Origin of the sequence: Streptomyces sp. JH14 (assembly GCF_029428675.1) — a bacterium.
Lineage (GTDB): Bacteria > Actinomycetota > Actinomycetes > Streptomycetales > Streptomycetaceae > Streptomyces.
Window position 1 is genome coordinate 5579873 of sequence record NZ_JAJNEL010000001.1, and the last position, 25432, is coordinate 5605304.

Sequence of the window (25432 nt, forward strand, 5' to 3'; positions counted from 1 at the left end):
CGCCGTGTCCGCCGCCCCCGCGCCACCCTCGGCGCCTCCGAAGCCCACCTGGGACCCCAAACAGCTGGAGCCCCCGTACCCCTGGCTGCGCCCGACCATCCGCATACGGCTCACCCTGCTGTACGGCGGGATGTTCCTGATCGCCGGCATCCTGCTGCTCTCGATCATCTACATGCTGGCCGCACAGGCTCTGCATGTGGGCAGCGAGCTGCCGTTCAAGATCGTCAGCGGCCAGGTGTCCAGCGAGGTGTGCAATCTCTCCGGGGAGGGGTCGTCGCCGAGCGCCGTCAACGCGGCCATGAACTCCTGCGTCAACCATCAGCGCCAGCAGGCGCTCGACACGCTCCTGAACCGCTCGCTGCTGGCTCTCGTCGGTCTGAGCGTCATCGCTTTCGCCTTCGGCTACGCCATGGCGGGACGAGTGCTCTCCCCGCTGGGCCGGATCACCCGTACCGCCCGCAGGGTGGCGGGCACGGACCTGTCCCGGCGGATCGAGCTGGACGGACCGGACGACGAGCTCAAGGAGCTCGCCGACACCTTCGACGACATGCTCGACCGGCTGGAGCGGGCCTTCACGGCGCAGCAGCGGTTCGTCGGCAACGCCTCGCACGAGCTGCGCACCCCGCTGGCGATCAACCGCACGCTGCTGGAGGTCCATCTCTCCGACCCGGAGGCACCGCCGGAACTCCAGCAGCTCGGCAAGACCCTGCTGGCCACCAATGAGCGCAGCGAGCAGCTGGTCGAGGGCCTGCTGCTGCTCGCCCGCAGCGACAACCAGATCATCGAGCGCAAACCGGTCGACCTCGCCGAGGTCGCCTCCCGCGCGCTCGACCAGACGCGCGGCGAGGCCGAGGCGAAGGGGGTGGAGATCCGCGCCGAGATCGTGCCCGCCGTCGTCCAGGGCAACGGCGTGCTGCTGGAGCGGATCGCGCTGAACCTCGTACAGAACGCCGTGCGCTACAACGTCCGGGAAGGGGGCTGGGTGGAGGTCACCACCGAGCTGCAGCCGGGTCAGGCCGTTCTGGTGGTCTCGAACACCGGCCCGGTGGTGCCGGCGTACGAGATCGACAACCTCTTCGAGCCCTTCAGGCGCCTGCGTACGGAGCGGACGGGCAGCGACAAGGGGGTCGGGCTCGGCCTGTCGATCGCACGGTCCGTCGCGCGCGCTCACGGCGGCCGGATCATCGCGGAGCCCCGTGAAGGCGGTGGTCTCGTGATGCGCGTCACCGTACCGGTCTGAGAGGCTGGTCCGAGCGAATCGTCCACGAATTGCCCCGTTCGCTTTGAGCGGAATTTTCGGGACCCGTGCCGTGAGGAACCCTGTGTGATCGATCACAGGATCGAATTTCGGCACGTCCACGCTCCGTGATCAGGCCTCCCACCAAAAATCCGGCAAAAAGCAGGGTTTTCGGGGGCCGATATCACGGGAAGTACACGGGGTGGCACCCGTGAAGCACTCCGTTCGGACCGTGTACGGTCCCCTTCGCCACCCAAGCCGATCGCTCTCGAGAGGTCCGCTCGGGTGTCGATTGAGTAACAGACCTTGATGTGAGGCAAAATCTCCGCCTCAGGTCGGGCACAAGTCCGGCCTCTCACGCGTTACGTGCGCTGAGACACCGCAGACACCCAGAGGGGGAGAGCGACAAATGGCAACGGATTACGACACCCCACGCAAGACCGACGACGACGTCGACCAGGACAGCCTTGAAGAGCTCAAGGCGCGCCGGAGCGACAAGACGGCGTCCGCCGTCGACGTCGACGAGTTCGACGCAGCCGAAGGACTGGAGCTGCCCGGCGCAGACCTGTCCAATGAGGAACTGGCCGTAAGGGTTCTGCCCAAGCAGGCCGACGAGTTCACGTGCATGAGCTGCTTCCTCGTGCACCACCGGAGTCAGCTGGCCCGCGAGAAGAACGGCCAGCCGATCTGCCGCGACTGCGACTAGGTTCGGTCGGCCGTGGCAGGCGACACACCGTTCCGTAAGCGGCACCTGTGGCGCAAGAGGTCGTCGGAGGCGTATCAGGGCGGTACAGGCCCGGTGGAAGGCGTAGCAGCGCCTGCCGAGCGGTCCGCCCTGCCGCCCTCCGCGGGCGAGTGGGACGACGAGCGGGGCCGCTGGGCCTCGCTCGAAGCGGTGGAAGCGGCCATTGCGGCAGAGGTCGCACGAGCAGGACACGCAGCAGTACCAGCAGTCGACGCGGCCGGTGGGGCCGAGCAGGTCGACAGGACGGAGCCCGTGACCGGGGCAGGCCGTCTGGAATCAGTGAAGCGGGGCGTACGCAAGAGCGGGGAGGGCGCCAAGGCGGCGATCGGTCATATCGCCGACCGGATCATCGAAACGGCTCCCCGCGTCCCCGTGCGCGACCTCGCCACCCTGCGCAAGCAGTTCCCGGGCCTCGGGCCCGAGGAGCTCGCCGACAAACTCATCGCAGGGGCGAGCAAGGGCACGGCCACGGTGGGTGCCGGTATCGGCGCGGCGGCCATGATGCCCGTACCGCCGGCCCTGCTCGCCGAGCTGGCCGCGGAGATCACCGGCGTGGCCGCGATCGAGATGAAGCTCGTGGCCGAACTGCACGAGGTCTACGGCCAGCGCCCGCCGGGCGGACTCACCCAGCGCAGCGCCGCCTACCTCACCTCCTGGACGGAGGAGCGCGGCATCGACGTCGCCCATCCCACGACGGTCAACGCGGCGCTGGGCGGTCAGATGAAGCGGGAGCTGCGCCAGCAGATCATGAAGCGCATGGTCCGTGACCTGCCGAACCTGATCCCGTTCATGGTCGGCGCCGCCGTCGGCGCGATGATGAACCGCCGTGATACCAGGAAGCTCGCCGAGCGGGTCAGGAAGGACCTGCGCAAGCGCCAGATCCCCTGGGACCGGCTTCCGGAGCTGCCGCCGCTGGAGCGGCCGCGGAAGCTGCACAAGGACCTACCCAAGGAGATCGAGGGCTGAACCGGGCCGCACGCCCGCAGGAGCCCCCGCACCTCCGCAGCCGGAGCAGTCGGCGCAGTCGGCCGCGCGCTCCGCGGGGCCGATCCGAAGAAAGGGCCCTACGCCCGCACCGCCGTGAGCGCTGCCACCAGCGCCTGCGGCTCACGGGTCGAGAGGTAGACGTACGGGGTCGGGTCCGCCGGGTCGGTGACCTCGATCCGCACCGCCGTGGGGATGTAGCTGCGCAGCAGCATGAACGCGCGCGTGTCCGCCTTGTACGAGCGCCACGCACGCGCCTCCTCGGCGTCCAGCGCCTCGGCCGCGCCGAGCGCCGTCACCGGGATCCGGGCGTCGCCCGCAACCAGGGCGCCCGCCACCACGCGGATCCGGACGGAGCCGTACGAACTGACCACCAGCGAGGCCAGGGCCGTGCCGCCGACCAGGCCGGCCAGCAGGGGCAGGATGCCGAGCGGCAGCAGCACCAGGGCGCAGGCGATGCCGATCAGGAAGGCGATGAGCCACCACGAACGGGGCGCGGTCAGACGTTCGTCGAAAGGCGGGGTGGAAGGCTGCATGAACCCAAGCTTGGCACGGCGCGACCTGCACGTAGCCGCGCGGGTAAGGTCTGCGCCTGTGAGTGGAACATCTACGTCCCTGAAGCCACCGGCCGACGCGGTGAAACCGGTCCGGCACCCCGAGGCCCCGGCCCCCGGCGAGCTCCTCGGGTCGCACTACGAACACTGTTTCGGCTGCGGCGGGGGACAGCCGCACGGGCTGCACCTCCAGGCGCGGGCCGGTGAGGGTGTGCGGGTCACCGCCGAGTTCACCGTGAAGCCCGCCCACCAGGGCGCTCCGGGCCTGGCGCACGGCGGCGTGCTGGCCACCGCACTGGACGAGACGCTCGGCTCGCTGAACTGGCTGCTGCGGGTGATCGCGGTGACCGGGCGGCTGGAGACCGACTTCGTGCGTCCCGTGCCGGTGGACACCGTGCTGCACCTGGACGCCGAGATCACCGCCGTGCACGGTCGCAAGCTCTACTCCCGGGCGACCGGCCGCATCGGCGGCCCGGACGGGCCCGTCGCGGTCCGCGCCGAGGCCCTCTTCATCGAGGTCAAGGTCGACCACTTCATCGAGAACGGCCGCCCGGCCGAGATCCAGGCCGCGATGTCAGACCCGGACCAGTCCAGGCGGGTCCGCGCCTTCGAGGTGAACCCGTGATGCGCCATCCCGTCGACGTACTGATTCGCCGGGTCGATCCGGACGTGCCTATTCCGTCCTACGGACACCCGGGCGACGCCGGGGTCGATCTGGTGACCACCGAGGCCGCCGAACTCGCTCCCGGCGAACGGGCGGTGCTGCCCACCGGCGTGTCGATCGCCCTGCCCGACGGGTACGCCGCGTTCGTGCACCCGCGGTCCGGTCTCGCAGCACGCTGCGGAGTCGCCCTGGTGAATGCTCCGGGGACGGTTGATGCCGGGTACCGTGGAGAGATCAAGGTGATCGTCATCAATCTCGACCCGCGCGAGACCGTGCGTTTCGAACGGTTCGACCGGATTGCCCAACTGGTCGTCCAGCAGGTCGAGAAGGTGCGCTTCCACGAGGTGTCGGAGCTGCCCGGCTCGGCGCGGGGCGAGGGGGGCTTCGGATCCACCGGCGGGCATGCGGCCGGTGATGATGTTGAAGGCGTCAGGGGCGGGATCACCCATGGCGGGAACAGCTACGCTTCGGTCGTACCCGACCGGGAAGGACAGTGACGTGTTCGGACGTCGCAAGAAGAGTGGGTCCGCCGAGGACGTGGCGGACGAAGCACGCGAGGCCGAGCAGGTCGTCGACGAGCTCGATGACACCGACGCCGCCGAGAGCGCTGCGCGCCGGGTGAATCTCCCGCCGGCGCCGCGGCCGGACGGACCGTGGGACATCGACGAGGTCTCCCAGCCCGGCGAGGGCCGGGTCGACCTGGGCGGCATCTTCGTGCCCGGGGTCGAGGGCATGGAACTGCGCGTGGAGGTCGCCGGTGACGCGATCGTCGCCGCCACCGTCGTGCTGCGCGACAGCGCGATCCAGCTGCAGGCCTTCGCCGCCCCCAAGAAGGAGGGCATCTGGGGCGAGGTCCGCGACGAGATCGCCGTCGGCATCACCAAGCAGGGCGGCATCATCGACGAGCTCGAGGGCCCGCTGGGCTGGGAGCTGCGGGCGCAGGTTCCCGTGCAGCTTCCGGACGGGACGAACGGCGTACAGCTGGTGCGCTTCGTCGGCGTCGACGGTCCCCGCTGGTTCCTGCGCGGAGTGATCTCCGGCCAGGGAGCCGTGCAGCCGGAGGCCGCCGGGCTGCTGGAAACGATTTTCCGGGACACCGTGGTCGTCCGTGGTGAGGGCCCGATGGCGCCGCGCGACCCGATCGTCCTCAAGCTGCCCGACGACGCCCAGATGGTGCCCGAAGGCGTCCAGCAGGAGGACCAGGAGGGCTCGAAGTTCTCCGGCGGCATGGGTCAGCTGCAGCGCGGACCGGAGATCACCGAGGTGCGCTGAGGCTCCGTCGCGGCACAAGACGGCTCAGGCCGGTGGGCCGTACTCCCCTTCAGGGGGGTGCGGCCCACCGGCCTTCTGCGTACCTGCACGGTGCACGTGCCGGGGCGTACGAGGGACACGTATGGGGCGCGTATGCGGCACGTATGGGCGCCGTCAAGGGCATGGTCCTCCCCGTAAGGAAGGCATCAACGCAGGCCGAAGAGGCTTCGGACGGGGGTTTCCTCAAGAAGTCCGAAAACCCGTCCTCATCTAGGAGCACACGGTGGCCGACCTGGCCTTCGTCGTCACCACGATCGCGGTCTTCGCGCTGGTGGCTCTCGTCGCCAAGGGGGTGGCGAAGCTGTGACTGCCGAGAACATTGTCGGCCTGATCGTGGCCGTCGCCCTCCTGGGCTATCTCGTCCTCGCCCTTCTGTACCCGGAGAGGTTCTGAGCCCGATATGAGCCCCGTCCTCGCTGGTGTGCTCCAGATGCTCGCGCTCGTTGTGGCGCTGGGTCTGGCGTACCGTCCGCTCGGCGACTACATGGCCGCCGTCTACTCGTCGAAGAAGCACCTGCGCGTCGAGAAGTGGGTCTACAAGGCCATCGGCGCCAACCCCGACACGGAGATGCGCTGGCCCGCATACCTCCGTGGGGTCCTCGCCTTCTCAGCGGTGAGCCTCCTCTTCCTCTACCTGCTGCAGCGGGTCCAGGGCAGTCTGCCCGGCTCGCTCGGCTTCGCCTCGATCGATCCCGACCAGGCGTTCAACACGGCGGCGTCCTTCGTCGCCAACACCAACTGGCAGTCGTACTACGGCGAGCAGGCCATGGGCCATGTCGTCCAGACCGGCGGCCTCGCGGTGCAGAACTTCGTCTCGGCCGCCGTCGGCATCGCCGTCGCAGTGGCGCTCGTACGTGGTTTCGCCCGCTCCCGCACCGGTGAGCTCGGCAACTTCTGGTCCGACCTGGTGCGCGGCACCCTACGGATCCTGCTGCCGATCGCTGTGATCGGCGCGATCCTCCTGGTCGCCTGCGGTGCCATCCAGAACTTCTCCGGCATCCACGGAGTCGGCCAGTTCATGGGCGGCTCGCAGCAGTGGAACGGCGGCGCGGTCGCCTCCCAGGAGGCCATCAAGGAGCTGGGCACGAACGGCGGCGGTTACTTCAACGCCAACTCGTCCCACCCCTTCGAGAACCCCAACGGGCTCTCGAACCTCCTCGAGATCTTCCTGATCCTGGTCATCCCGTTCGCTCTGACCCGCACCTTCGGCCGGATGGTCGGCTCCCTCAAGCAGGGCTACGCGATCCTCGCCACGATGGGTGTCATCTGGCTCGGCTTCACCGCGCTGATGATGTGGACCGAGTTTGCGCACCACGGACCCGCGTTCGACATCGCGGGCGGGGCGATGGAGGGCAAGGAGACCCGCTTCGGGGTCGGCGGCTCGTCGATCTTCGCGGTGGCCACCACGCTCACCTCGACCGGCGCGGTGAACTCCTTCCACTCCTCGTTCACCGGCTTCGGCGGCGGTATCACGATGCTGGGCATGCAGCTCGGCGAGATCGCCCCCGGTGGTACCGGGTCCGGTCTCTACGGCATGCTGATCATGGCGATCATCGCGGTGTTCATCGCGGGCCTGATGGTCGGCCGCACCCCCGAGTACCTCGGCAAGAAGATCGGCACCCGTGAGATCAAGTTCGCGGCCTGCTACATCCTGATCACCCCGGCGCTGGTGCTCTGCTTCACCGCCGCGGCGATGGCCCTGCCCACCCCGGTCAACTCGATGACCAACTCCGGTGCGCACGGATTCTCCGAGATCCTCTACGCCTACACGTCCGGCGCCAACAACAACGGTTCGGCGTTCGCCGGCCTGAACGCGGACACCCAGTGGTTCAACACCACCATCGGGCTCGCGATGCTGCTGGGCCGGTTCCTGCCCATGGTGTTCGTCCTGGCCCTGGCCGGCTCGCTCGCCGAGCAGCGGCCCGTACCCGCGACCGTCGGCACGCTCGGCACGCACAAGCCGCTCTTCAGCGGACTGCTCGTCGGCACCATCATGATCGTCGCCGGTCTGACCTACTTCCCGGCGCTGGCACTGGGACCGCTGGCCGAAGGGCTGGCGTCATGACCACGAAACTGAAGCAAGAGGACTCGATGTCCACTGTCACCAAGGACCTGGCGCCGCACCAGGACGCGCCCGGCCACCGGCCCGAAGGACGCGTCGGCGCGGGGCTGTTCGACCCCAAGCAGCTGCTCAAGTCCTTCCCCGACGCGGTACGCAAGCTCGACCCGCGGGTGATGGTCAAGTCGCCCGTCATGTTCGTGGTCCTGGCCGGGTCGGTGCTCACCACCGTCCTCGCCGCCCTGGACCCGACCGACTGGTTCGGCTGGGCGATCGCCGCATGGCTCTGGCTCACCACGATCTTCGCCAACCTGGCGGAGGCCGTCGCCGAGGGCCGCGGCAAGGCCCAGGCCGACACGCTGCGCAAGGCCAAGACCGACACGGTCGCGCGCCGGCTCGTCGGGACGAACGAGGAGCACGTCCCCGGCACCGACCTGCGCATAGGCGACCTGGTGGTCTGCGAGGCCGGTGACATCGTCCCCGGCGACGGAGACGTCGTCGAGGGTGTCGCCAGCGTCGACGAGTCCGCCATCACGGGCGAGTCGGCACCGGTCATCCGCGAGTCGGGCGGCGACCGCTCGGCCGTCACCGGTGGTACGAAGGTGCTCTCCGACCGCATCGTCATCAAGATCACCACCAAGCCCGGTGAGACCTTCATCGACCGGATGATCGCCCTGGTCGAGGGCGCCGCCAGGCAGAAGACGCCCAACGAGATCGCGCTCAACATCCTGCTCGCGTCCCTCACCATCGTCTTCCTGCTCGCCGTCGTCACCCTGCAGCCGTTCGCGATCTACGCCGGACAGCGGCAGTCGATGATCGTGCTGACCGCCCTGCTGGTCTGTCTCATCCCGACCACCATCGGCGCGCTGCTCTCGGCGATCGGTATCGCCGGCATGGACCGGCTGGTCCAGCGCAATGTGCTCGCCATGTCGGGACGCGCCGTCGAGGCCGCCGGTGACGTGTCGACGCTGCTGCTCGACAAGACCGGCACGATCACCCTCGGCAACCGGCAGGCCGCCGAGTTCGTCCCGGTCAAGGGCGTGACGGAGGCCGAACTGGCCGACGCCGCCCAGCTCTCCTCGCTCGCCGACGAGACGCCCGAGGGCCGCTCGGTCGTCGTCCTGGCCAAGGAGAAGTACGGGCTGCGCGAGCGTCACCAGGGGCAGCTCGTGGGAGCCGAGTGGGTGGGCTTCACCGCGCAGACCCGGATGTCCGGTGTGGACGTCGAGGGGCGCAGGATCCGCAAGGGCGCGACCGGTTCGGTCATCGCCTGGGTCGAGGAGCGGGGCGGCCATGTGTCGCCGGACGCCCGTACCCTCACCGACACGATCTCCCAGGCCGGCGGTACGCCGCTGCTGGTCGCCGTCGACGACGAGCAGGGCGCCCGGATCCTCGGCGTCATCCACCTCAAGGACGTCGTCAAGGAGGGCATGCGGGAGCGGTTCGACGAACTGCGCCGCATGGGCATCAAGACCGTCATGATCACGGGTGACAACCCGCTCACCGCGAAGGCCATCGCCGAGGAGGCCGGCGTCGACGACTTCCTCGCCGAGGCCACGCCCGAGGACAAGATGGCCCTCATCAAGCGTGAGCAGGCGGGCGGCAAGCTCGTCGCGATGACCGGCGACGGTACGAACGACGCACCTGCGCTCGCGCAGGCCGATGTCGGCGTGGCAATGAACACCGGAACCTCGGCCGCCAAGGAGGCCGGGAACATGGTGGACCTGGACTCCAACCCGACGAAGCTCATCGAGATCGTGGAGATCGGCAAGCAGTTGCTGATCACCCGTGGTGCGTTGACCACCTTCTCGATCGCCAACGACGTCGCGAAGTACTTCGCGATCATCCCGGCGATGTTCGCGGTGGTCTACCCGGGCCTGGACAAGCTGAACATCATGCACCTGTCCTCGCCGGAGTCCGCCATCCTCTCCGCGGTGGTCTTCAACGCGCTGATCATCATCGCGCTGGTGCCGCTGGCCCTGAAGGGCGTGCGCTACCGGCCGAGCAGCGCCGACTCGATGCTCCGGCGCAACCTCGGGATCTACGGACTCGGCGGCCTGATCGCCCCGTTCATCGGCATCAAGATCATCGACCTGATCCTCTCCCTCATTCCCGGAATCGGCTGATCGCGCCATGACTTCCATGAACAACTCCGCAGGAAACACCGTTCGGCTGCTCTGGGCCGGGCTGCGCGCCCTGCTCGTCCTCACGATCGTCTGCGGCGTGATCTACCCGCTCGCCGTCACCGGTGTCGCCCAGGGGATCTTCCCGGACAAGGCCAACGGTTCCGAGATCACGGCAGCCGGCAAGGTCGTCGGCTCCGAGAGGATCGGCCAGCGCTACGACCTGCCGCTGAAGAAGGGCGAGGAGACCGCGGCCCCGGACCTCAAGTGGTTCCAGCCGCGCCCGTCCAACGGCCTCGGCACCAACAGCGTCAACCCCCAGTACAAGCTGATCCTGTCCGGCGCGACCAACCGGTCCGGCGACAACAAGGATCTGATCGACTGGGTGACCGCCGCCAAGGCCGCCGTCGTCAAGGACAACTCCGTGTCCGGTCACCCGGTCAAGCCCTCGGACGTGCCGGCGGACGCCGTCACCTCTTCCGGCTCCGGTCTCGACCCGGACATCTCCCCCGAGTACGCACAGCTCCAGGTGCGCCGCGTCGCCGAGCGGAACCACCTCGACGTCGCCCGGGTGGAGAAGCTCGTCGCCCAGCACACCGACGGCCGGATCCTCGGCTTCGTCGGGGAACCGCGGGTCAACGTCCTGCAGCTCAACATCGCACTCAAGGAGCTGGTGAACGGAGGCTGATCCTCCGCCGGCCGATGCGCCGGGCCGCCGTGGTCACGCTGTACGGACCACGGCGGCCCGGAGCCGTGGTGTGCCGGGAGCCCGGGCCATTGCCCGTCCATGTGCCTCATGCACATACTGGCGGCCGGCAGGGGGACCGAACACGCACGGGGGCGACATGACCGACCGAAGCGGCGCGGCGAACACCGGACAGGGCGGCACGGCCGTCGCCGAGGACCCGGCTCGCGGGCCGATGGTCCGCGTCGAGGACCTGCACCGCTCGTACGGAACCGGCGCGGGCGCCGTCCACGCGCTGCGCGGAGTCTTCTTCGAGGTGCAGCGCGGCGAGCTCGTCGCACTCAAGGGGCGCTCGGGCTCCGGCAAGACGACGCTGCTGAACCTGGTCGGCGGCCTCGACAGCCCCGACGGCGGCCGGATCACGGTCGGCGGCACGGACCTCTCCGAGCTCGGCGAGAACGGGCTGCTGGAGCTGCGCAGAGACCGGATCGGTTTCATCTTCCAGTCGTTCGGGCTGATCCCGATCCTGACCGCCGCCGAGAACGTCGGCGTACCGATGCGGCTGCGCAAGGCGCACCCGCGCGAGCGCGAGGACCGGGTGGCGCTGCTGCTCTCCCTGGTCGGACTGGGCGACCATGCCGCGCAGCGGCCCGGGGAGCTCTCGGGCGGCCAGCAGCAGCGTGTGGCCATCGCCCGCGCGCTCGCCAACCGGCCCGCGCTGCTGATCGCGGACGAGCCCACGGGGCAGCTCGACGCGGAGACCGGGCTCGCGGTGATGGAGCTGCTGCGGGCGGTGGTGCGGAGCGAGGGGGTCACGGCGTTGGTGGCGACGCACGATGCGCAGCTGCTGGGGCTGGCGGACCGGGTGCTGGAGCTGAGCGACGGGCACATCGTCGAGTACGCGTAAGGGGGTGGGGGAAGGGTGCCCGGGTGCCGTCCCCGACCGCCGGGCCGGCCCGGGTCGCGCCGGGCCGCTGAGCCGGACATTCTGCCGGGCCGGGCGGGACGCGCGCGCAGGCGCGCCGGATTGACCCCACTCGACGCGTCAGAATCCTGTCAATTCAGCCCTCACCCTCACCTTGTGCCCTATTTGTCGCAATTTCTCGGAGTAACTTCGAGATCGGCTGCCGCAACGGCCGCAGTCGGCTATCTGAAAGACAATGGGGCCATGGGACGCGGCAAGCTTCGGATCTACCTGGGTGCGGCACCGGGCGTCGGCAAGACGTACGCGATGCTCTCCGAGGCCCACCGCAGAGTGGAGCGGGGCACCGACTGCGTCGTCGCCTTCGTGGAGCACCACGACCGGCCGCGCACCGAGGTCATGCTGCATGGCCTCGAACAGATCCGGCGCCGCGAGATCGAGTACCGCTCGGCCGTCTTCACCGAGATGGACGTCGACGCGGTCCTGGACCGCGCCCCGGCCGTCGCCCTGGTGGACGAACTGGCCCACACCAATGTGCCGGGCTCCCGCAACGCCAAGCGCTGGCAGGACGTCGAGGAACTCCTCCAGGCCGGCATCGACGTCGTCTCGACCGTCAACATCCAGCACCTGGAGTCGCTCGGAGACGTCGTCGAGTCGATAACCGGCGTACGGCAGCGTGAGACCGTCCCCGACGAGGTGGTCCGCCGCGCCGACCAGATCGAGCTGGTCGACATGTCGCCCCAGGCGCTGCGCCGCCGGATGGCCCACGGCAACATCTACAAGCCGGACCGGATCGACGCGTCCCTGTCCAACTACTTCCGCCCGGGCAACCTCACCGCCCTGCGCGAGCTCGCCCTCCTCTGGGTCGCCGACCGGGTCGACGAGTACCTCCAGCAGTACCGCGGCGAGCACAACATCAGCTCCACCTGGCAGGCCCGCGAGCGCATCGTCGTCGGACTCACCGGCGGTCCCGAGGGCCGTACACTCATCCGCCGCGCGTCCCGGATGGCCGCCAAGGGCTCCGGCGGCGAGATCCTCGCCGTCTACATCGCCCGCAGCGACGGACTGACCTTCGCGTCGCCCAAGGAACTCACCAGCCAGCGCACCCTCGTCGAGGACCTCGGCGGTACGTTCCACCACGTCATCGGAGACGACATACCCGCGGCGCTCCTCGCGTTCGCGCGTGGGGTCAACGCCACCCAGATCGTGCTCGGCTCCAGCCGCCGCAAGGCCTGGCAGTACGTCTTCGGGCCCGGCGTCGGCGCCACCGTCGCGCGCGAGTCCGGCCCCGACCTCGACGTCCACATCGTCACCCACGACGAGGTCGCCAAGGGCCGGGGACTGCCGATCTCCCGCGGCGCCCGGCTGGGCCGGGCCCGGATCATCTGGGGCTGGGTGACCGGGGTCGGCGGTCCGGTCCTGCTCACGCTTCTGCTGACCCGCATGGCGGACGGTCCGGGGCTCGCCAACGACGTCCTGCTCTTCCTCTTCATGACGGTCGCCGCCGCCCTGCTCGGCGGTCTGCTGCCCGCCCTCGCGTCCGCGGCCGTCGGCTCGCTGCTGCTGAACTACTGGTTCACCCCGCCGACCCACACGCTGACGGTGCAGGACCCCCGGAACTTCGTCGCGATCGTGATCTTCTTCGCGGTGGCGGTGGCGGTGGCCTCCGTCGTCGACCTGGCGGCCCGGCGTACCCATCAGGCGGCCCGGCTGCGCGCCGAGTCCGAGATCCTCTCCTTCCTGGCCGGCAGCGTGCTGCGCGGCGAGACCACCCTGGACGCCCTGCTGGACCGGGTCCGCGAGACCTTCGCCATGGAGTCCGTGGCGCTCCTGGAGAGGCGGAGCGACGTCGACCCGTGGACCTGTGCGGGCAGCGTCGGCCCGGCGCCGGTCTCCCGCCCCGAGGACGCCGATGTGGACATGCCCGTCGGCGACCACATGGCGCTCGCGCTCTCCGGCCGGGTGCTGCCCGCCGAGGACCGCCGGGTGCTCGGCGCGTTCGCCGCGCAGGCCGCCGTCGTGCTCGACCGGCAGCGCCTGATCGGGGCGGCGGAGGAAGCCCGGCGGCTCGCCGAGGGCAACCGGATACGGACCGCCCTCCTCGCCGCCGTCAGCCACGATCTGCGGACCCCGCTGGCCGCCATCAAGGCCGCCGTCAGCTCGTTGCGCTCCGACGACGTGTCCTGGTCCGAAGCGGACGAGGCGGAGCTCCTGGAAGCCATCGAGAACGGCGCCGACCGCCTCGACCACCTGGTCGGCAACCTCCTCGACATGTCCCGGCTGCAGACCGGCACCGTCACGCCGCTGATCCGCGAGATCGACCTCGACGAGGTGGTCCCGATGGCCCTCGGAGGCGTACCGGAGGAAAGCGTCGAGCTGGACATCCCGGAGACGCTGCCCATGGTCGCCGTCGACCCGGGGCTGCTGGAGCGGGCCGTCGCCAACATCGTCGAGAACGCCGTCAAGTACAGCCCCGACGGCAAACGCGTCACCGTGGCCGCCAGCGCGCTCAGCGACCGGGTCGAGCTACGGGTGGCCGACCGCGGCCCCGGCGTCCCCGACGAGGGCAAGGAACGGATCTTCGAGCCCTTCCAGCGCTACGGCGACGCCCCGCGCGGCGCCGGCGTCGGTCTGGGGCTCGCCGTCGCCCGCGGTTTCGTGGAATCCATGGGCGGCACCCTCGATGCCGAGGACACCCCCGGCGGGGGCATGACCATGGTCCTGACGCTCAAGGCGGTGTCGGGATACGTTCCGGTCGGACCCGATCTGCCCGTGCAGGTCGTCTCGTGAGCACCGCCATTCCTCAGCAGATCGTTTCCGTACAGCAGAGAGGCAGGTCCCGATGACCCGGGTGCTTGTGGTCGACGACGAGCCGCAGATCGTACGCGCCCTCGTGATCAACCTGAAGGCGCGCAAGTACGAGGTGGACGCGGCGCCCGACGGCGCTACCGCCCTCCAGCTCGCTGCCGCACGTCATCCCGATGTCGTCGTCCTCGACCTCGGACTTCCGGACATGGACGGCGTGGAGGTGATCAGGGGGCTGCGCGGCTGGACCCGGGTGCCGATCCTGGTGCTCTCCGCCCGTCACACGTCCGACGAGAAGGTCGAGGCGCTGGACGCCGGCGCCGACGACTACGTCACCAAGCCGTTCGGCATGGACGAGCTGCTGGCCCGGCTGCGTGCCTCGGTCCGGCGGGCGGAACCGGTCGGCCAGGACGGCGCCGACGACGTCGTGGTCGTCGAGACCGACGGGTTCACCGTCGACCTGGCGGCGAAGAAGGTCCACCGGGACGGACGCGACGTGCGGCTCACCCCGACCGAGTGGCATCTGCTGGAGGTGCTGGTCCGCAACAGTGGCCGGCTGGTCAGCCAGAAGCAGCTGCTGCAGGAGGTGTGGGGACCTTCCTACGGCACCGAGACCAACTATCTGCGGGTCTACATGGCCCAGCTCCGGCGCAAGCTGGAGGCGGACCCCTCGCACCCGCGGCACTTCGTCACCGAGCCGGGCATGGGCTACCGCTTCGAACGGGACTGAGCGCCGCGTGCGACGGGAGGCCGGAAGCAGGAGACAACGGGGGAGTCAACCCCTCGAGGCTCCTGCGCACCCGTCCGAGTGAGACAACGGACACCTGCCCAGGCCATCCGGGCCCGGTACCCTTCGGGTATGAGTGCTGTTCCTCGTTCCGAGAAGGCGTTGAGGCCGTCCGGCCGCTTCCGCCGGATGCTCGACCGGCTGTCCAGCTCCCAGCAGGACCTGGAATCGGAGGAGCTGCAGGAGGACTCGCAGGCTTCGGGCTGCACACGGATCTCCGACTGCAACGACCGCCAGATCGTGAAGGTGACTGGTACCTTGCGGACCGTCACCCTGCGGCCGCGCGCCGGAGTGCCCGCCCTGGAGGCGGAGCTCTTCGACGGCACCGCCCCACTGGACGTGGTCTGGCTGGGCCGGCGCTCCATCGTGGGCATAGAACCGGGCCGCAAGCTCATCGCCTCCGGCCGGATCGCCATGAGTCACGGGCGCCGGGTGCTGTTCAACCCCAAATACGAACTCCGACCGCTCGGCAAGGAGTAGCCGGTGACGTCTCTCGACAAGCCGACGTCCGACACGGACCGCACCAACCGCACCGACCAGCAGGAGGCCGACGCGAAGGCGGTCACGGAAGCCGCTCTCTTCGAGGCGTTCGGCGGCGTCCGCGGGATGGTGGAGACAGTCCTTCCCGGGCTGCTCTTCGTCACGATCTTCACCATCAACAAGGACCTGCACATCTCGGCCATCGCGGCCGTCGCCGTGTCGGTGGTCCTCGTCGTCGTACGACTGATCCGCAGGGACACCGTCAAGCACGCCTTCAGCGGGGTCTTCGGTGTCGCCTTCGGTGTGGTCTTCGCGATGATGACGGGCAACGCCAAGGACTTCTACCTGCCCGGGATGCTCTACACCCTGGGTCTGGCCCTCGCGTACATCGTCACGACGATCGCCGGGGTGCCGCTGATCGGCCTGATACTGGGACCGGTCTTCAAGGAGAACCTCTCCTGGCGCACCCGTAACCCCGGCCGCAAGAAGGCGTACGCCAAGGCCAGCTGGGCGTGGGGTCTGATCCTCCTCGCCAAGTGCGCGATCCTCTTCCCGCTCTACTGGTGGGCCGACACCACGCAGCTCGGCTGGATCCTGGTCGCTCTGAAGATCCCGCCGTTCCTGCTCGCGGTGTACCTGACCTGGGTCTTCCTCGCCAAGGCTCCGCCGCCGATCGACGTCTTCGCCGAGATGGAGGCGCAGGAGGAAGCCGAGAAGGCCCGTAAGGCAGAGGCCGCAGCGGCCCGCAACACCGAGTTCTGACCGGCAGCGAACGAACGAAGGGGGCCGGGAACCGTCCGTGACGGTTCCCGGCCCCCTTCGCCGTACGCGCGCCGATCAGTCGCCCGCGGGCTCCCGGCGCACCGACAGCAGATCCTCCAGCTGCTCCTCGCGCGCCTGGGCGGCCACGAACAGCAGCTCGTCACCGGCCTCCAGCGTTTCCTCCGAACTCGGTGTCAGCACCCGCGTACCGCGGATGATGGTCACCAGCGAGGTGTCCTCGGGCCAGGCGACATCGCCGACCTGGGTACCGGCCAGCGCCGACTCCGGGGGGAGCGTCAGCTCGACCAGGTTGGCGTCGCCGTGGCTGAAGCGCAGCAACCGGACCAGATCGCCGACGCTCACCGCCTCCTCGACCAGCGCAGACATCAGACGCGGCGTGGAGACCGCGACATCGACGCCCCAGGACTCGTTGAACAGCCACTCGTTCTTCGGGTTGTTGACCCGGGCGACGACCCGCGGCACGCCGTACTCGGTCTTGGCGAGCAGCGAGACGACCAGGTTCACCTTGTCGTCGCCGGTCGCCGCGATCACGACGTTGCACCGCTGGAGCGCCGCCTCGTCGAGCGAGGTGATCTCACAGGCATCCGCGAGCAGCCACTCGGCCATCGGCACCCGCTCCACCGAAATGGCGGTCGGCGCCTTGTCCACGAGCAGCACCTCGTGGCCGTTCTCCAGCAGCTCGGCCGCGATGGAACGGCCCACCGCACCGGCCCCGGCAATCGCGACACGCATCAGTGACCGCCCTCCTCAGGGCCCTCGGCGAAGGCCGCCTCGACCTTCGCGATCTCGTCCGTGCGCATCATCACGTGGACGAGGTCGCCCTCCTGCAGCACCGTCTGCGACGACGGCAGTATGGCTTCGCCCAATCGGGTGAGGAACGCCACGCGGACGCCCGTCTCCTCCTGCAGCGTGCTGATCTTGTGCCCGATCCAGGACGGTGTGGTGTGCACCTCGGCGAGCTGTACACCGCCGCTCGGATCCCGCCACAGCGGCTCGGCGCCCGACGGCAGCAGCCGCCGCAGCATCTGGTCCGCCGTCCAGCGCACGGTGGCGACCGTGGGGATGCCGAGACGCTGGTAGACCTCCGCACGCCGAGGGTCGTAGATACGCGCCGCGACGTTCTCGATGCCGAACATCTCGCGGGCAACCCGGGCGGCGATGATGTTCGAGTTGTCGCCGCTGCTCACCGCGGCGAACGCACCGGCCTCCTCGATACCCGCCTCACGGAGGGTGTCCTGGTCGAAACCGACACCGGTGACGCGGCGGCCACCGAACCCCGACCCGAGACGGCGGAACGCCGTGGGGTCCTGGTCGATCACGGCGACCGTGTGCCCCTGCTGCTCCAGGGTCTGCGCGAGAGCGGCTCCTACTCGCCCGCAGCCCATGATGACGATGTGCACCTTGCGCCTACCTCGCAGTCCTGGTCGTCCGGCTGACCTGCGAAAACACCCTGCTCACACTCTTTCCTCGGCTTGCCGGGCAAACAACGGGGCAACGTTTTTCGGCGTTGCCCGGGATGAGCTTATGCGGCCACCGGTGCGTTGCCTCATTCGAGTCTGCTTTCGTCACGGCCGTACCTGCAAAGGGGCGGCGGGGCGGAACGGACGGGAATGCAGAAGGAGGACTTCGGTCCGCCGGCCGCAGGCTCTCCACTCCGTCCGTCGCGAAACCGGTGGCCGACCGTTACGAACGGCTACAGTCTGCTGTCCTCATGAGGAGGCGGCGCAAGGATTCCGTTAAGGATTTCGTGGCTGTTACGACTGACCGCAGGAGATTGCAGGACCACGGGGGTGGTGTGTGGGCGGCCTCCATACGCAACGCTTACGATCCTCTGCGTGTCCAAACTGACCGACGTGCCCAAACGGATCCTGATCGGACGGGCGTTGCGCAGCGACAAGCTGGGGGAAACGCTCCTCCCCAAGCGCATCGCCCTCCCCGTCTTCGCATCCGACCCGCTGTCCTCGGTGGCGTACGCACCAGGAGAAGTCCTCCTCGTGCTCTCCGTCGCGGGCGTGTCGGCGTACCACTTCAGCCCGTGGATCGCGGCCGCTGTCGTGGTCCTGATGTTCACGGTCGTCGCCTCGTACCGGCAGAACGTGCACGCCTACCCGAGCGGCGGCGGCGACTACGAGGTCGCCACCACCAACCTCGGCCCCAAGGCCGGCCTGACCGTGGCGAGCGCCCTGCTCGTCGACTACGTCCTGACCGTCGCCGTGTCGATCGCCTCCGGCGTGGAGAACCTCGGCTCGGCCATCCCGTTCGTCGTCGAGCACAAGACGCTCTGTGCCATCGGGGCCATCGTGCTGCTGACGCTGATGAACCTGCGGGGCGTCAAGGAGTCCGGCAAGCTCTTCGCCATCCCCACCTATCTCTTCGTGGCCGGCGTCTTCGTCATGATCTTCTGGGGGGCGTTCCGCGGACTGGTCCTCGGCGAGGGCATGCACGCCCCGACGTCGGACTTCGAGATCAAGCCCGAGCACCAGGGCCTGGCCGGCTTCGCCCTCGTCTTCCTGCTGCTGCGGGCCTTCTCCTCCGGATGTGCGGCCCTGACCGGCGTCGAGGCGATCAGCAACGGCGTCCCCGCCTTCCGCAAGCCGAAGAGCAAGAACGCCGCGACCACCCTCGCGATGATGGGCCTGCTGGCCGTCACCATGTTCTGCGGCATCATCGGCCTGGCCATGGCCACCGATGTGAAGATGGCCGAGAACCCGGCCCAGGACCTGATCCATAACGGCACCGCCGTCGGTTCGAGCTTCGTCCAGGACCCGGTGATCTCCCAGGTCGCGGCTGCCGTCTTCGGCGACGGCTCGTTCCTCTTCATCATCCTCGCCGCGGCCACCGCACTCGTACTCTTCCTCGCCGCCAACACCGCGTACAACGGCTTCCCGCTGCTCGGCTCGATCCTCGCCCAGGACCGGTACCTGCCGCGCCAGCTGCACACCCGCGGCGACCGGCTCGCCTTCTCCAACGGCATCGTGCTGCTGGCCGGCGCGGCCATCCTGCTCACCTGGATCTACGGCGCCGACTCGACCCGGCTGATCCAGCTGTACATCGTCGGCGTGTTCGTCTCCTTCACCCTCAGCCAGACCGGCATGGTCCGGCACTGGAACCGCCATCTGCGGACCGAGAAGGACCCGGCCAAGCGCCGCCACATGATCCGCTCCCGCGCGATCAACACCTTCGGCGCGTTCTTCACCGGTCTCGTGCTCGTCGTCGTACTCGCCACGAAGTTCACCCACGGCGCCTGGGTGGCGCTGCTCGGCATGGTGATCTTCTACGGGACGATGACCGCGATCCGCAGGCACTACGACCGGGTCGCCGAGGAGATCTCCGCCGACGAGGCTCCGTCCGACGACAGCATGAAGCCCTCCCGGGTCCACTCCATCGTCCTGGTCTCGAAGCTGCACCGGCCCACGCTGCGCGCGCTCGCGTACGCCAAGCTGATCCGTTCCGACCAGCTGGAGGCGCTCTCCATCAGCGTCGACCCGGCCGAGACCAAGGCGCTCAGGGAGGACTGGGAGCGGCGCGGCATCAACATTCCGCTGAAGATCCTCGACTCCCCGTACCGCGAAGTGACCCGGCCGGTCATCGACTACGTGAAGGGCCTGCGCCGGGAGAGCCCGCGTGACGTCGTCAGTGTCTACATCCCGGAGTACGTGGTCGGGCACTGGTACGAGCACCTGCTGCACAACCAGAGCGCCCTGCGCCTCAAGGGTCGGCTGCTGTTCACCCCGGGCGTGATGGTGACCTCCGTCCCGTACCAGCTGGAATCCTCCGAAGCCGCGAAGCAGCGCGCCAGGAAGCGCGCGGAGTGGAACGCTCCGGGTGCGGTGCGCCGGGGACCGGTGGAGCGCAGGCCCAAGGAACCCAGCAGCAAGAGCTGACACGCTTGGTGGCGAGCGGCCGGACGACACCCACGTAGACTGGTGGGCTGTTGTCCGGCCGTTTCCCTTTGATCTCTGGAGCCACCCCCTCATGCAGAACGAATCCACCTCGCCGAAGGCCGGGGAATCGCTGATCGGGGCGGAGTACGAGGTCGAGGTCGGGCCCGTCGCCCACGGCGGCCACTGCATCGCCCGCACGTCCGAGGGCCAGGTGCTCTTCGTACGCCACACCCTCCCAGGTGAGAAGGTCGTCGCCCGGGTCACCGAGGGCGAGAGCGACTCCCGCTTCCTGCGTGCCGACGCCGTCACGATCATCGAACCGTCCAAGGACCGCGTCGAGGCGCCCTGCCCGTACGCCGGCCCCGGCAAGTGCGGCGGCTGCGACTGGCAGCACGCCAAGCCCGGCGCCCAGCGCCGGCTCAAGGGCGAGGTCATCGCCGAGCAGCTCCAGCGCCTCGCCGGGCTCACCCCCGAAGAGGCGGGCTGGGACGGCACGGTCATGCCGGCCGAGGGCGACAAGCTCCCGAAGGGGGAGGTGCCCGCCTGGCGCACCCGCGTCCAGTACGCCATCGACGAGGACGGCCGGGCCGGCCTGCGCAAGCACCGCTCGCACGACGTCGAAACGATCGAGCGCTGCCTGATCGCGGCGCCCGGCGTCTCGGAACTCGGCATCGAGAAGCGCGACTGGACCGGCATGGCCTCGGTGGAGGCCATCACCGCCACCGGTTCCAACGACCGCCAGGTCATCCTCACCCCGAAGCCCGGTGCCCGGCTGCCGCTCGTCGAGCTCGACAAGCCGGTCTCGGTCCTGCGCGTCGACGAGCGCGACGGCGGCATCCACCGGGTCCACGGCCGGGGCTTCGTCCGCGAGCGCGCCGACGACCGCACGTACCGGGTCGGCTCCGGCGGCTTCTGGCAGGTCCACCCGCAGGCCGCCAACACCCTGGTCAGGGCGGTCATGCAGGGCCTGCTGCCGCGCAAGGGCGACACGGCCCTCGACCTGTACTGCGGCGTCGGCCTGTTCGCCGGCGCCCTCGGCCAGCGCATCGGCGAGAAGGGCGCGGTCCTCGGCATCGAGTCCGGCAAGCGCGCCGTCGAGGACGCCCGCCACAACCTCCAGGACCTCGACCGGGTCCGCATCGAGCAGGGCAAGGTCGACCAGGTCCTGCCCCGCACCGGCATCACCGAGTGCGACCTGATCGTCCTCGACCCGCCGCGCGCGGGCGCGGGCAAGCAGGTCGTCAAGCACCTGACCGGCCTCGGCGCCCGCCGCATCGCCTACGTCGCCTGCGACCCGGCGGCACTCGCGCGCGACCTGGCGTACTTCCGGGAGGGCGGCTACAAGGTGCGGACGCTGCGGGCATTCGACCTGTTCCCGATGACCTCGCACGTAGAGTGCGTGGTGATTCTCGAACCGGCGGCCAAGGGCTCCTGACCTGCTATTTTGCGAATATTGCAGGCGGCTCGACCTGTTTCCGGGCAAGCAACGGGTCGGGTGGACGGCGAAGCTGCGGGAGTGGTCTGACCTGCAGATTCACTGCTGGACGAAAACTGCACCTGGGCGACAGTGAGAATTCTCGACGCTCGAGTGACGCTCAAGCGCGGTATTCAAGGCCCGGTTTTTCCGCATCCGCTGGCTGGGTGGCTCACGTGCCCTCCAGCGATGGATGGGTCCGATTCTCTGGGCACCGAGCCGGCCGCGAAGGGCGATGGGGCGAGCCCTCCGCGCCACCTGCGGGTGACCTCGCCTTGGTGTGCGTACTTGTATCAGCGGTTGCGTAGTTCGGCCAGGGTGATGTCGAGGTCGGCGGCGCGGGGGCGGTTGTGGGGGAGTTTGGCCAGCATGGCGGCCATGCCGCAGGTGTTGGTGACCGCTGAGAACACCAGTCCGGCCGCGATGCCCGCCGACAGGATCTGGAAGGCGGGGTGGACGAGGAGGCCGAGGAGGAGGCCGAGGAGGACGACGGTTCCGGCGGTGAAGCGGACCTGTCGTTCCATGCCCCACATGGCGCGGGTGACGCCGCCCTGGGGGCGTTGGAGGTCGTAGCCGTCGGCAGCCCAGGCTCCGGTGCCGCCGGAGAGGGTGGCGGTGGTGATGTTGTTCTCGGCGAGGATGCGGCAGGCGTTCTCGGACCGGGCGCCGGATGCGCAGACGACCAGGACGTCACCGCGGTCGGCTGCGTGACGGATGTCGGGCAGCGCCCGCTGGATTTGATCGAGGGGGATGTTCAGCGCCCCGGGCAGGTGCCCGCCGGCGTATTCGCCGGGGGTGCGGACGTCGATGACGGTCAGTTCATGCAGTCGGGTCCGGGCTTCGCCGGTGCCGAGAGTGGTGGGCGTGGTCATGGCAGGTGTCATCCTTTTCTGTCAGTGGGGCCCCCATCAATGGGAGTAATATTACCCCGGGGGGTATTGATGAGGAGTGACGATGGAGCTTGATCTGGCGGGCGCAGAACTGAAGGCGGTCCTGAACCGCCTACGCCGGGCTCAGGGGCAGATCTCCGGGGTGATCCGGATGATCGAGGAGGGCAGGGACTGCGAGGAGGTCGTTACGCAGCTGGCGGCCGCGTCGCGTGCGCTGGACCGGGCGGGTTTCGCGATCATCGCGACCGGGCTCCAGCAGTGCCTGACCGAGATGGAGGACGGCAGCCGTTCCGATGAGGACCGTGACGAGATGCGCGGCCGGCTGGAGAAGCTTTTCCTGTCCCTGGCCTGACGTTGTGGCGGCCTGCATGTTCAGGCGATCACGTCGACGAGCATGAAGGCCGCCACCGCCAGCAATACGAACGCGAAAACCCTCTGCAGGGCCTGCCCGGTGATCTTCGCCGCGAGGCGTTTGCCGTCCCAGGCTCCGAGGATCGCAGCCCCGGTGAACGGTGCGATTACCTCCCATCGCAGGTCCCCGCCGGTTCCCGTCCGTGCGGTGAGCGCCGTCAGAGAGTTGACGGTGATGACCAACAGGCTGGTGCCCACGGCCTGCTTCATGCGTAGACCCAGAACGCTCACCAGGGCGGGGACGGCAAGAAATCCGCCGCCCACTCCGAGGAATCCGGTCACGGCCCCGAGTCCGGCACCCGCTCCCGCCGCCTTGACGGGACGTATCCGCTTTGGCGGCTCAGTGCTGGAGGGCCTCAGCATCCGCAAGGCGGCCAGCGCGGCGATGACCGCGAAAGCCGCGGTCAGTGCCACTGTCGGGAGGTGACTGGCGGCGGCTCCGGCGAGAAACGCCGGAACGACGCCTGCGGCCGCGAACAGTGTCCCGGTCTTCCAGGCCACGTTGCCGTCTCTCGCGTGTGCGTAGAGGGTAGTGGCCGAGGTCGCGGTGACGATGATCAGGCTGGCGGTGGTCGCCGCCGCCGGTGAGAACCCCAGCAGGTAGATCAGTGCCGGAACCGCCAGAACGCTGCCACCGCCACCGAGGGCACCGAGGGCCAAACCGATGACCGCTCCAGCGATCAGAGCGAGGATCAGGGTACTCACGCTATCGAGCCGCTGTTCCCGCGCTCGTCGACGACCGGGTGTCCGGCGGCGGCCCACGCGTTCATGCCGCCCTTGACGTCCATCGCGTCCGCGCCTCGTTCGGCGAGGAGCTTCGCGGCCTGCTGCGAGCGGTGCCCGCTGCGGCAGATCACCACCAGCGGACGGCCTTGCGCCACTTCAGGAAGCGCGGCGCCCGCGACCAGCCTTGTCAGCGGTGCGTGCACCGCACCGGGGGCATGACCAGCTTTCCATTCGGGCCTTTCCCGGACGTCCAGCAGGACGGCTTCGGGCCGGTTGCCGCTGGTGCGGGTGCGCGCCTCGTCGATGGATAGGCGCTGTTCGCTCTTGCGGAAGAGGAACATCGTCGACGTCACCTTTCGTGTTCGGGTGGGATCAGCCCGGTTCGTCCGGGCGTTTCTTGGGGCGGTTCAGCCGATGACGATGGTCAGGCCGGCCTTGGTGGCGGCGTCGAAGCCGTCGTCCACGGCGACCACATCTCGCCCAGCCGCGTCCAGCAGTGAGGCGGCGATGCCGGCGCGCATGCCTCCGGCGCAATGGACCCAGACCGTGCCGTCGGGCACCTCGTCGACACGGCGGTGCATCTCGTGGATGGGGATGTGGACCGATCCCTCGATCCAGCCGCCGGCGCGTTCGGAGTCGCGACGCACATCCAGCACCACGATCCGGTCCTTGTCCTGCCCTGCCAGTTTCGCGAACGTGGAGCGGGGGAACGACGCAGCGCTCTCGTTGTCGCGGAGCCAGTCGGTGGGCCCGCCGGTCGCGGCGGCGGCCGGGCGGTCGATGCCGACCCGGACCAGTTCCCGCTGGGCGACGGCGAGTTGCCCGGTGGACTCGGCGAGCAGGGTGACCGGCTTGCCCCACGGGATCATCCAGGCCAGGTAGGTGGCAGGCTTGCCGTCCGCCTCGAAGTTGAACGAGCCCGCCACGTGCCCTTCAGCGAAGGCGATGCGGTTGCGCAGGTCCACCACCCACTCTCCCGCCGCGAGCCGGGCGGCGATCTCGTCCGGGTCGGCGACGGCCGGCGTAGTCAGGTCGACGGGCGCGGGTCCGCCGGCGTTGGCGGGGCCCATGTGCGTGTAGTAGGCGGGTACGTCCTCCAAGCCGGCGAGGAGATCGGCGACGAAGGTGTCCACGTCGACAGTGAGGGCCGGGTTGGCGGTCTTCTCCTTGCCGATCGTGGTGGCGTCCCCGTCGGCCTGCGCGGAGGAGCAGAAGCTGCCGAAGCCGTGAGTCGGCAGCACCTCGGTCTCGTCGGGCAGAGCGTCGGCCAGCCGGTGGGCAGAAGCGTGCTGGGCGCGCGCCAACTGCTCGGTCAGGCGCGACTCGACGAGATCCGGGCGGCCGACCGTACCGATGAGCAAAGAGCCACCGGTGAACGCCGCGACAGGCCGGCCGGCTTCGCTCAGCACGTAAGAGGTGTGGTGCGGTGTATGCCCAGGCGTCGCCACGGCTGTCAGGGTCAGACCGGTGTCGATGTCGACGGTGTCGCCGTCGGCAACTGCGGTGCGGGCGAACGCGACGCGCGCACCGGCCGGAACCAGATACGTGGCTCCGGTGATCCGCGCCAGCTCCAGGCCGCCGGTCACGTAGTCGTTGTGGATGTGCGTCTCCACCACATGGGATATGCGCACCCCCCGCCGGGCTGCAGCAGCCATCACCTGGTCGATGTCACGGGGCGGGTCCACCGCCACCGCCGCCCACTCGCCACCGGCGAGGTAGCTGCGGTTGCCCAGACCCTCCAGCTCGATGGTGTCAACGAAGAACACGGGGATACTCCCTTCGCACGAAAATTACCCCCTGGGGTATGCCATCCACCCTAACACTCTTACCCCGGGGGGTATATTGCGAGGAGTGGCGGCCGTCACAAGGAACCTGGCTCGCCGGCGTCGTCGGCGATGGCAAGAACGA

The 25432-nt window shown here is 69.2% G+C and carries 25 protein-coding genes; 18 read left to right on the top strand and 7 right to left on the bottom strand.

Annotation, left to right across the window (positions count from 1 at the left end; genetic code table 11):
* Positions 1–4: 4 nt before the first annotated feature.
* The 3 genes from LRD69_RS25195 to LRD69_RS25205 all read left to right on the top strand — a co-directional run bounded on the left by LRD69_RS25195 (position 5) and on the right by LRD69_RS25205 (position 2948).
* Positions 5–1240, top strand: a complete 1236-nt coding sequence (locus LRD69_RS25195) for a HAMP domain-containing sensor histidine kinase (protein WP_277328818.1) — start codon at positions 5–7, stop codon at positions 1238–1240.
* A gap of 406 nt (positions 1241–1646) precedes the next feature.
* Positions 1647–1943: a DUF4193 domain-containing protein gene (locus LRD69_RS25200; protein WP_003965732.1), complete on the top strand. Its 297-nt coding sequence runs from the start codon at positions 1647–1649 to the stop codon at positions 1941–1943.
* 12 nt (positions 1944–1955) lie between these two features.
* Entirely contained in the window at positions 1956–2948 is a 993-nt protein-coding gene (locus LRD69_RS25205) for a hypothetical protein (RefSeq protein ID WP_277328819.1), read from the top strand.
* Positions 2949–3046: 98 nt separating this feature from the next.
* Here LRD69_RS25205 and LRD69_RS25210 read toward each other — a convergent pair whose 3' ends face one another.
* Positions 3047–3502, bottom strand: a complete 456-nt coding sequence (locus tag LRD69_RS25210; protein WP_277328820.1) for a DUF3093 domain-containing protein — start codon at positions 3500–3502, stop codon at positions 3047–3049.
* Positions 3503–3560: 58 nt separating this feature from the next.
* Here LRD69_RS25210 and LRD69_RS25215 point away from each other — a divergent pair, with 58 nt between their 5' ends.
* From LRD69_RS25215 to LRD69_RS25270, 12 genes are all read left to right on the top strand, one after another.
* A complete protein-coding gene (locus tag LRD69_RS25215; protein ID WP_277328821.1) occupies positions 3561–4145 on the top strand; it encodes a PaaI family thioesterase in 585 nt (194 codons plus the stop codon).
* A complete protein-coding gene (gene dut / locus LRD69_RS25220; protein WP_277328822.1) occupies positions 4145–4681 on the top strand; it encodes a dUTP diphosphatase in 537 nt (178 codons plus the stop codon). Before LRD69_RS25215 ends, dut begins: the two co-directional genes overlap by 1 nt.
* A gap of 1 nt (position 4682) precedes the next feature.
* A complete protein-coding gene (locus LRD69_RS25225; RefSeq protein ID WP_277328823.1) occupies positions 4683–5456 on the top strand; it encodes a DUF3710 domain-containing protein in 774 nt (257 codons plus the stop codon).
* 342 nt (positions 5457–5798) lie between these two features.
* Positions 5799–5888: a K(+)-transporting ATPase subunit F gene (gene kdpF / locus LRD69_RS25230; protein ID WP_037701211.1), complete on the top strand. Its 90-nt coding sequence runs from the start codon at positions 5799–5801 to the stop codon at positions 5886–5888.
* 7 nt (positions 5889–5895) lie between these two features.
* Positions 5896–7560, top strand: a complete 1665-nt coding sequence (kdpA, locus tag LRD69_RS25235) for a potassium-transporting ATPase subunit KdpA (protein WP_277328824.1) — start codon at positions 5896–5898, stop codon at positions 7558–7560.
* Entirely contained in the window at positions 7557–9680 is a 2124-nt protein-coding gene (gene kdpB / locus LRD69_RS25240) for a potassium-transporting ATPase subunit KdpB (RefSeq protein WP_277328825.1), read from the top strand. Before kdpA ends, kdpB begins: the two co-directional genes overlap by 4 nt.
* A gap of 16 nt (positions 9681–9696) precedes the next feature.
* Complete coding sequence (locus tag LRD69_RS25245) at positions 9697–10365, top strand: potassium-transporting ATPase subunit C (protein ID WP_277328826.1); 669 nt, start codon at positions 9697–9699, stop codon at positions 10363–10365.
* Between the two features lie 157 nt (positions 10366–10522).
* Complete coding sequence (locus LRD69_RS25250) at positions 10523–11269, top strand: ABC transporter ATP-binding protein (protein ID WP_277328827.1); 747 nt, start codon at positions 10523–10525, stop codon at positions 11267–11269.
* Positions 11270–11530: 261 nt separating this feature from the next.
* The gene (locus tag LRD69_RS25255; protein ID WP_277328828.1) at positions 11531–14074 is read left to right on the top strand and encodes a sensor histidine kinase KdpD; all 2544 of its coding nucleotides are present in this window, start codon (positions 11531–11533) and stop codon (positions 14072–14074) included.
* 52 nt (positions 14075–14126) lie between these two features.
* Complete coding sequence (locus tag LRD69_RS25260) at positions 14127–14819, top strand: response regulator (RefSeq protein ID WP_277328829.1); 693 nt, start codon at positions 14127–14129, stop codon at positions 14817–14819.
* Between the two features lie 129 nt (positions 14820–14948).
* Positions 14949–15356 (top strand): OB-fold nucleic acid binding domain-containing protein, encoded by a 408-nt coding sequence (locus LRD69_RS25265; protein ID WP_277328830.1) that lies wholly within the window; start codon positions 14949–14951, stop codon positions 15354–15356.
* Between the two features lie 3 nt (positions 15357–15359).
* Entirely contained in the window at positions 15360–16118 is a 759-nt protein-coding gene (locus LRD69_RS25270) for a DUF3159 domain-containing protein (RefSeq protein WP_277328831.1), read from the top strand.
* A gap of 75 nt (positions 16119–16193) precedes the next feature.
* Here LRD69_RS25270 and LRD69_RS25275 read toward each other — a convergent pair whose 3' ends face one another.
* On the bottom strand, positions 16194–16871 hold the full coding sequence (locus LRD69_RS25275) for a TrkA family potassium uptake protein (protein WP_277328832.1): 678 nt from the start codon (positions 16869–16871) through the stop codon (positions 16194–16196).
* A complete protein-coding gene (locus LRD69_RS25280) occupies positions 16871–17539 on the bottom strand; it encodes a TrkA family potassium uptake protein (protein WP_026242838.1) in 669 nt (222 codons plus the stop codon). The genes LRD69_RS25275 and LRD69_RS25280 overlap by 1 nt, the downstream gene beginning before the upstream one ends.
* A 435-nt stretch (positions 17540–17974) precedes the next feature.
* Here LRD69_RS25280 and LRD69_RS25285 point away from each other — a divergent pair, with 435 nt between their 5' ends.
* Complete coding sequence (locus LRD69_RS25285; protein ID WP_277328833.1) at positions 17975–20023, top strand: APC family permease; 2049 nt, start codon at positions 17975–17977, stop codon at positions 20021–20023.
* Positions 20024–20114: 91 nt separating this feature from the next.
* On the top strand, positions 20115–21458 hold the full coding sequence (locus tag LRD69_RS25290; RefSeq protein WP_277328834.1) for a class I SAM-dependent RNA methyltransferase: 1344 nt from the start codon (positions 20115–20117) through the stop codon (positions 21456–21458).
* 332 nt (positions 21459–21790) lie between these two features.
* Here LRD69_RS25290 and LRD69_RS25295 read toward each other — a convergent pair whose 3' ends face one another.
* The gene (locus LRD69_RS25295; protein WP_277328835.1) at positions 21791–22369 is read right to left on the bottom strand and encodes a rhodanese-like domain-containing protein; all 579 of its coding nucleotides are present in this window, start codon (positions 22367–22369) and stop codon (positions 21791–21793) included.
* Positions 22370–22451: 82 nt separating this feature from the next.
* On the opposite strand from LRD69_RS25295, the gene LRD69_RS25300 reads away from it, so the two are divergent.
* The gene (locus LRD69_RS25300) at positions 22452–22739 is read left to right on the top strand and encodes a metal-sensitive transcriptional regulator (protein WP_277328836.1); all 288 of its coding nucleotides are present in this window, start codon (positions 22452–22454) and stop codon (positions 22737–22739) included.
* A gap of 20 nt (positions 22740–22759) precedes the next feature.
* On the opposite strand, the gene LRD69_RS25305 is transcribed toward LRD69_RS25300, so the two are convergent.
* From LRD69_RS25305 to LRD69_RS25315, 3 genes are all read right to left on the bottom strand, one after another.
* Positions 22760–23503 carry a sulfite exporter TauE/SafE family protein gene (locus tag LRD69_RS25305; protein ID WP_277328837.1) on the bottom strand — a complete coding sequence of 248 codons (744 nt, stop codon included), beginning with the start codon at positions 23501–23503 and terminating at the stop codon, positions 22760–22762.
* Positions 23500–23865, bottom strand: a complete 366-nt coding sequence (locus LRD69_RS25310) for a rhodanese-like domain-containing protein (RefSeq protein WP_277328838.1) — start codon at positions 23863–23865, stop codon at positions 23500–23502. The genes LRD69_RS25305 and LRD69_RS25310 overlap by 4 nt, the downstream gene beginning before the upstream one ends.
* 66 nt (positions 23866–23931) lie before the next feature.
* Positions 23932–25290, bottom strand: a complete 1359-nt coding sequence (locus LRD69_RS25315; protein WP_277328839.1) for an MBL fold metallo-hydrolase — start codon at positions 25288–25290, stop codon at positions 23932–23934.
* Positions 25291–25432 lie beyond the last annotated feature (142 nt).